The sequence below is a fragment of the Acidisphaera rubrifaciens HS-AP3 genome, assembly GCF_000964365.1.
GTDB lineage: Bacteria > Pseudomonadota > Alphaproteobacteria > Acetobacterales > Acetobacteraceae > Acidisphaera > Acidisphaera rubrifaciens.
Genome location: NZ_BANB01000691.1, coordinates 1 through 3,442, shown reverse-complemented (window position 1 = coordinate 3,442; position 3,442 = coordinate 1). Strand labels below are relative to the sequence as shown.

Annotated in this window: 3 protein-coding genes; all 3 read left to right on the top strand. The window is 71.5% G+C overall.

Translation table 11 applies throughout. From position 1 onward, the window contains the following. The first annotated feature begins 210 nt into the window (after positions 1–210). Complete coding sequence (locus tag B8460_RS16525; protein WP_084623790.1) at positions 211–1,941, top strand: GspE/PulE family protein; 1,731 nt, start codon at positions 211–213, stop codon at positions 1,939–1,941. 5 nt (positions 1,942–1,946) lie between these two features. After that, positions 1,947–3,164, top strand: a complete 1,218-nt coding sequence (locus tag B8460_RS16520; protein ID WP_148360660.1) for a type II secretion system F family protein — start codon at positions 1,947–1,949, stop codon at positions 3,162–3,164. A 3-nt stretch (positions 3,165–3,167) separates the two neighbouring features. Continuing rightward, positions 3,168–3,442, top strand: a 275-nt coding sequence (locus B8460_RS16515) for a pilus assembly FimT family protein (RefSeq protein WP_048862711.1), incomplete at its 3' end; no start/stop codon positions are given.

Below are 3,442 nucleotides of genomic sequence, written 5' to 3'. Positions count from 1 at the left end.
ATCGGAGCGTCAGTTTCATCGCTGTCCCGCCTTGTTCCCGTGATCCATGGTCCCGCCACGTTCGGTTGCGGCTGGACGTAGCGTGCGCGCAATTTTATGATACGCCGGCGGCGCGAACAACGGCCGGACCGGACGACACCGCCGGCCGCCGCCGGCCCGGGCGGACAAACATGCAGCGATCCAGCCGGCCAGCCACCCGTCGTCGCTCCCATGCCGCCTGACACGCCCGCGCGGACCGACACGCCTCCGCCGGCCGCCGCCGCCGCGATCGAGGCGGCGCTCGTCGCCCGCAACCTCCTGTCCGGCGCGGCGCTCGAACGGGTCAAGCGGCTGGAGACGGAAAGCGGCGAGCGCGTCGACCTGATCGCCGCCAAGCTCGGGCTGATCTCCGACCGCGACCTCGCGCAGGCCTATGCCGACATGCTCGACGCGTCGGTGCTGGCGCAGGCGGATTTCCCGGCCGAGGCCGTCGCCCCCGACCGGCTGCTGGCCGCCTTCCTCAAGCGCGCCCGCGTCGTGCCGGTCGCGGAGTCGGACACGGCCCTCGTCGTCGCCATGGCGGATCCCTTCGACGCCCGCACGCTGCGCGCGCTGCAATTCGCCACCGGCCGGCGCATCGTCGCGCGCGCCGCCGTGCCGGCCGACATCGACGCGGCGCACGACCGCCTGTACGGCGACGGCCGCTCCGCGATCGACCAGATCTCCGATGCCGCCGGCGACCGCGACGCCTCCGACCGCGAGGCCGATCTCGAACGGCTGAAGGACCTCGCGAGCGAGGCGCCGGTCATCCGCCTCGTGAACTCCATCATCACCCGCGCGGTGGAGATGGCGGCGTCCGACATCCATCTCGAATCGACCGAGACCGATCTGCGCGTGCGCTACCGCGTGGACGGGATGCTGCGCGAGATGGACGCCCCGCCCGCGCGGCTGCGCAGCGCCGTGATCTCGCGCATCAAGATCATGGCGAAGCTCAACATCGCCGAACGCCGGCTGCCGCAGGACGGGCGCATCCGCCTCGCGGTGCGCGGCAAGGAGATCGATTTCCGCGTCTCCACCACGCCCGCCATCCACGGCGAGAGCGTCGTGCTCCGCATCCTCGACCGCGGCTCGCTGGCGCTCGATTTCGCCGCCCTCGGCTTCGACGAGACGCAATTGCCGGTGTTTCTCGAAACGCTGGCCCGCCCGCACGGCATCGTGCTGGTCAGCGGCCCGACCGGCAGCGGCAAGACCACCACGCTCTATGCCGCGCTCACGCACCTGAACTCGCCCGACCGCAAGATACTGACGGCGGAAAACCCCGTCGAATACGTGCTGCCCGGCATCAACCAGGTGCAGATCAACCCCGATATCGGCCTCAATTTCGCCAACGCCCTGCACAGCTTCCTGCGGCAGGACCCCGACATCATGATGATCGGCGAGATACGCAACCTGGAGACGGCGCAGATCGCCGTGCAGGCGGCGCTCACCGGCCATCTCGTGCTCTCGACCGTCCACACCAACGACGCCGGCAGCGCGATGGCGCGCCTGCTCGACATGGGGATCGAGAACTACCTGCTGAACTCCACCGTCAACGCCGTGCTTGGCCAGCGGCTGGTGCGCCGGCTGTGCGCCTCGTGCCGGCAGCCCTACGCGCCCGGCGACGAACTCGCGCGGACCCTCGGCCTGCCGCCCGCCGCCGACGGCGCGGCGCCGGTGCTGTATCGCCCCGCCGGTTGCCCCGCCTGCGGCGGCCTCGGCTACAGCGGGCGCACCATGATCCTCGAGCTGATGGTGATGAACGACGCGATCCGCTCGCTCGTGCTCGCGCGGGCGGAGGCGCGCGAGATCCAGACCGAGGCGATCCGCAGCGGCATGCAGACGATGTACATGCACGGCCTGCGCAAGGCGGTCGCCGGCATCACCACGATCGAGGAAGTCTTCCGCGTCACGCGCGAGGCGTGACCGCCATGGCCCGGTTCACCTACCGCGCGCTGTCGGCCTCGGGCGACATCGTCGACGGCGAGATCGACGGCCCCGACGTCCGCGCCGTCATCGCCCGTCTCAACGAACAGGCGCTGCTGCCGATCGAGGCGGCGGAGAAGCGTGCGCGCCCCGCGCTCGGCCTGCGCCTGTCGATCGGGCGCGGCAACCGCTTTGCCGCGGGCGGCCTCGCGCTGTTCATGCAGCAGCTGACCCGCCTGCTGGCGGCGAGCCTGCCGGTCGACCGGGCGCTGGAGATCCTGACCACGCTGCTCGACGACCGGCGCGCCCGGCGCATCGTGCAGCGCCTGCTGGAGCGGGTGCGCGACGGCGCGAGCCTCGCGGACGCGATGGCGGCGGACGATCAGGCGTTTCCGAAAGTCTGCGTCAGCATGGTGCGCGCGGGCGAGGAGGGCGGCGCGCTGCGCGCCGTGCTGGTGCGGGTGGGCGAGTTCCTCGTCCGCTCGGAGACGATCCGGCAGAAAGTCGTCTCGGCGATGATCTATCCCGCCGTGCTAATGGTGGTCGCGGCCGGCGCGATCGCCCTGATCCTGACCTTCGTGCTGCCGCAGTTCGAGCTGATGTTCCAGGACGCCGGCGCCAGCCTGCCGGTCTCGACCCGCCTCGTGATGGCGGCAAGCCGCTTCCTGCGCAACGACTGGTGGATCATCCTGCTCGGCGGCGCGATCGCCGTGGTGGTCTTCCAGCGCGTGATGCAGCGCCCGGCGGCACAGGCGCTGCGCGACCGCGCGGTGTTGCGCGTGCCGGTGCTGCGCGGCCTCGTCACGCGTTACGAGGTCAGCCGCTTCAGTCGCAGCCTCGGCGTGCTGCTGATGAACGGCGTGCCGGCCTCGCGCGCGCTGGCGCTGGCCGGCGCGACGGTCGGCAGCCGCGTCTTCGCCGACGCGATCGAGACGCTGGCGCTGCGCTTCAAGGAAGGCGAGGGGCTGGCGACCGCGCTCGAACAGGCCGGCTGCTTCCCCAACCTCGCGATCCAGCTCGTGCAGATCGGCGAGGAGACCGGCCGGCTGCAGGACATGCTGCAGGAAATCGCCGACATCTACGACCAGGAGGTGGAGCGCGCGCTGGAACGCCTGCTCGCCCTGCTGGTGCCGGCGATCACCATCCTGATGGGCCTGATCGTGGCGCTCATCGTCGCTTCGGTGATGACCGCGATGGTCAGCATCAACGGGCTGGTGAAATAGCCCGTGCGGCACGCCCAATCCGGCCTGACGCTGATCGAGATGCTGGTGGTGCTGACCATCCTCGCGATGGCCGCGTCGCTCGCGCCCGCGGTGATGACGGGACTGGAGGGCAGCCGCCTGCGCGCCGCCTCCGACCAGCTCATCGCCCTCCTGCGCACGGCGCGCGAGGACGCGGTGCGCACCGGACAGGCCACCGCCTTCGTCATCGACCCGGCCGCCCGGCGCTATGCGCTGCGCGACGGCGGCCCGGCGCGGCCGCTGCCGGCGGCGCTCGGCGC